Here is a 3,716-nt window from a genome sequence, read left to right on the forward strand (position 1 = left end):
TTCTGCTTTTTTCAAGCAACAACTCTGGGGGTCAATTTAAAATTGGCGAAAGGGGGTCAAATTTATTGGTATATGCACTATGATGACCGAAATGATGAAAGCGGAAAATAAATATATCACCATTTGGTTTTTTTCCTTTTCGGTGACCAGAAGTTTTTTTGCCGCCACATAGGGCAATACTGAGGCAATTTCGACTTTGTGTAATCTCGATCCGTAAAATTGTGCATTATTCATAGCTTCTTGCAAGAAAGTATAAGCATTAACGATATCGCCTTTTTTATCTAGTTCTTTACCTAATCTAAAAATTGCTAACGTCTCTTTTGTGGATGTCCGTACATCATTTATAGCAGCAATTAATAGCAGTTTCAATTTATTTTCCCCGTAATAGTAAGAGCTTAGTCCTGTAGCTACCATGGCCACTTGGTGGGGGGTAAGATTTCTTTTGTATAGGAGATACTCGTAGTATTTGTATTTAGGGCCCGGTAAACCTGCATGATTAGCCGGCAACTGCGCTATGTCAATCAAATGCTCAAAAGAATTTGGCTTTGCCAACGTAATAGCTGTGTCCAAATATTTTACGGACTCAGCTGCATCATATCTGGAATAAAACGTGTCCGAATTGTATTCTGACAACGCCTTGTAAACCCTATATTTAAGTTCATAGTACAACAACTTGGAATCATCGGTGAGCAGTTTAGAATTAACATCATTTAGACAATCGAAAGTTTCTTTAAACATTCCTGAAGAAATAAGAATCAGACCCAATTTTATCTTGCTATCGTATTGCCTTGGCATGTCATGCATCCTATTGCTTATACTTAACAGCCTTCTTGTGTAAACATAAGCGGAATCGTACTGAAAGTTAAAATACTCATTGTATAACGATGTACAGAGTATGTATTGCTCTTTATGATCTGAAGGGGAACATGCAGCTAAAGAAGATTTCAGCTTATTGATTTCTATGTTTTTCTGACGATCATAGATTGATTTTTTTGACAGCTCTAACTTCAACACTTTCATCAGACTATCATTGCTAACCGAACCATACGTCGTAGCAGTCAACAGTAAAAATAATAATGTGCTAGAGATTGTCTTCATAATTAAATTGCTAAAATTTTAAGTAATCAGCGACTATACAGGTTACTTTAACAGCTAAAATACAATTAAAATATTGCTATTCTATTTGTTAATAACCCATTAATTATTCGGGGTTTTCGCCTATCTTAATCAAATAAGAGTGAAGGCCAAAGCAACAAAAGGAGACCCCTCACCTCAAATTTACTAGTTAGGTAGTTATTCTAACTATAATAAAATAAACTTCAAAATTTATTGGATAGATAAAATGATTAGAAGGCTCATGAGCGGATTACTGTCATTAAAAAATTAAATTAATTAATCATATAGGCATGAATATCAAACAGGAGTCACTTATCACCTCTGATACGCCCGTAAAGTGGGGATACTGAGAAGTGATATAAGAGAACATCATTAAGAAAACTATCGGCAAAATCTTCTTTTTCTGTGAAGCAGAAGACATTGGTGAAAGCAAAGGCCTTGTCCGGGAAATGAAAGAAATGGGAGGTGAAGGCGGTTTATAATGTTGGAGAATGAACAGAAAATAAGAATAGACCATCATCACGCTGTTTAAGAAACCTGGTGCTGCTTACTATAAGTATTATGCTTATGGTAATGCGTGTATGAACTGTACAGGTGGTTAGAGAAAGAAGACTTAAAGGGTGTAGTAGTATTTAAGTAGGTTAACGATTTTGTTCGCAATTTTGCATGGTGATTGAAATTATAATGTCAGGACTTCTGCTCAAGAAGTTTATCTTGTTTTGCCTTCTTAGAATCTCTTTGTCAATATAAAATCGGTAAAAACAATCATGGAGGCCAGCAAAACCTTCCAGGTGTTTTCCAGAACCGTCACCTTTCCTCAATTTACCATAGATATCAATAATCAACCTAGTCTTATAACTTCAATCTTGCTGGTGAATACTTAAGGTGGTTAGTAGATTTCCAGTTTTATAGGCTTAGCTATATATTAAAAAAGCTCAAAGCATTTAAAAAGTTAATTAGTCATATTCAATTGGAAGTTGCTAAAATAATGCCCGGTAACGGCACGGTAGATATTTAAAATAACAGGCCAATAAATTCAGAATAAAAATATTGATTTATTAAAAGAGCTTCAGTCGAGTGGATATTAAGTCTGGGTAAACGCATAAGAAATGGTATCTATCTATCTTATCTTAAATTAAATCCTGTTTTATAAAATTTAGATTTAAGTTTAAATATTTTTAGGCTTACCATTTATAATCTCTTTAATAATTATCAATATTGCAGAAAGGTGTTCTAACCGGCTCCCTTGATCCCCGCCAATGTATAATCAAAATACACAAAAACGCTTTAAACTTATGTTTAAGGCGTTTTTTGTTTATCGTCCTGTTTAGCCACCTTCAGTACCATTTGCGTATCATATAGGTGCGATTTCCATTTTACCTGCTGAAATTCCAATTTAAGATGGGCAATTTTCTTTTCTGGTTGGTGTTCCAAAACCCAAGCTGTACACCTTTAAAATTGGTCGAATGGTTTACCAATCCAATCTGCAGCCCCCTGGCTCTGCCGCTCCTATTGGCCAGGCCCAGTTGCAATCCATTCATAACGTAAGCCTCGTTGAACATCGCTACCTGAATGCCGTTATGCTTTTGCGCGAAATTCATTATGGTGCTGGCAGAAATGCCATTTACCTGTCTTCCGACCTGAGCTATGAGCCCGGCACTGATCCCATTCGTGAAGCAGTCGCTCGCCGTTCCTGCAGGTGATATATTAAGGCCGTTAACTTTCTCTGATAATGGTGTAGCCATATATTCCTGTAATTCTTCTTCATCCTGTGCAACCGGACTGCTTGGCATGAGCGGGACGAGTATACCGAGTCCTATGGCCTCTAGTTTTATTCCATTGATATGTACATTGCGGAATTGGATATCTTTCGGGCCTTCGTCAATGCCGGAATATAAGCCTACGCCAATACCATGAATGTTCGAGTTCTTTTTGTGAAAGCTGCCTACAGGGAAATGATTAGTTCTTTCCGGTATTTGAGCCGCGGCGGTGATGGTACATGCGAGGAGTGCAAGGGTTATTTGCTTAATTTTCATAGTCTTAAGATTTATATACCCAAATATAGATAAGCGTAAACACCTGTTTTAACCTCACATGTGGGATTATTAACTATTCTTAATTTTATACATTATATTTTAAAAAAAAATAATATATTCATAATTTTAAAGATTAAACAGTATTTAAAATTGTGGTTTTAAGCTTAAACAAAATTGGATGTACCATCTTTTAGATTAATCTTTTATGAACGAACAGCAAGTTAAATTCTTCGAGGCGATCAATGTGAACCTGCCTGATTATCAAAATCTTGCCCAGAGTATAGCTGAAGTACTATCAGTCAGTACTAATGAGGCTTATAAAAAGATTAGAGGCACCAGTAATTTAAGCATGCCGCAACTGATAAAACTATCTGACGCTTTCCGAACGCCATTTTCTTATCAGCCGAACCAAAGCCCTTCAGTCACCTTTAACTATTTGTACGTTAACCGCGAGACACCAAATATGCTTGCTTATCTGAAAGACCTGTGGAATTGCAATAGTATACTAGAGGTTTTTTTATTGTCAGATTATTTTTTTTGAGAAGCATTACTTTAGATTCCGCT

3 protein-coding genes are annotated in these 3,716 nt (G+C 36.0%); 1 reads left to right on the forward strand and 2 read right to left on the reverse strand.

The window, feature by feature from the left end:
• Positions 1–36: 36 nt before the first annotated feature.
• Together GJU39_RS23110 and GJU39_RS23115 are read right to left on the reverse strand one after the other, a co-directional pair.
• Positions 37–1,098: a DUF6377 domain-containing protein gene (locus GJU39_RS23110; protein ID WP_154283351.1), complete on the reverse strand. Its 1,062-nt coding sequence runs from the start codon at positions 1,096–1,098 to the stop codon at positions 37–39.
• A 1,394-nt stretch (positions 1,099–2,492) separates the two neighbouring features.
• Complete coding sequence (locus tag GJU39_RS23115) at positions 2,493–3,152, reverse strand: LA_2272 family surface repeat-containing protein (RefSeq protein WP_154283352.1); 660 nt, start codon at positions 3,150–3,152, stop codon at positions 2,493–2,495.
• A 205-nt stretch (positions 3,153–3,357) separates the two neighbouring features.
• Between GJU39_RS23115 and GJU39_RS23120 the strand changes: the two genes are divergently transcribed.
• Complete coding sequence (locus GJU39_RS23120; protein WP_154283353.1) at positions 3,358–3,693, forward strand: hypothetical protein; 336 nt, start codon at positions 3,358–3,360, stop codon at positions 3,691–3,693.
• The last annotated feature ends 23 nt before the right edge of the window (positions 3,694–3,716 follow it).

The sequence above is a fragment of the Pedobacter petrophilus genome (assembly GCF_009674725.1).
Taxonomy (GTDB): domain Bacteria; phylum Bacteroidota; class Bacteroidia; order Sphingobacteriales; family Sphingobacteriaceae; genus Pedobacter; species Pedobacter petrophilus.

Coding starts and splice junctions, on each gene's coding strand:
- GJU39_RS23110 (WP_154283351.1), bottom strand. CDS start 1,098: ATGAAGACAATCTCTAGCACATTATTATTTTTACTGTTGACTGCTACG.
- GJU39_RS23115 (WP_154283352.1), bottom strand. CDS start 3,152: ATGAAAATTAAGCAAATAACCCTTGCACTCCTCGCATGTACCATCACC.
- GJU39_RS23120 (WP_154283353.1), top strand. CDS start 3,358: ATGAACGAACAGCAAGTTAAATTCTTCGAGGCGATCAATGTGAACCTG.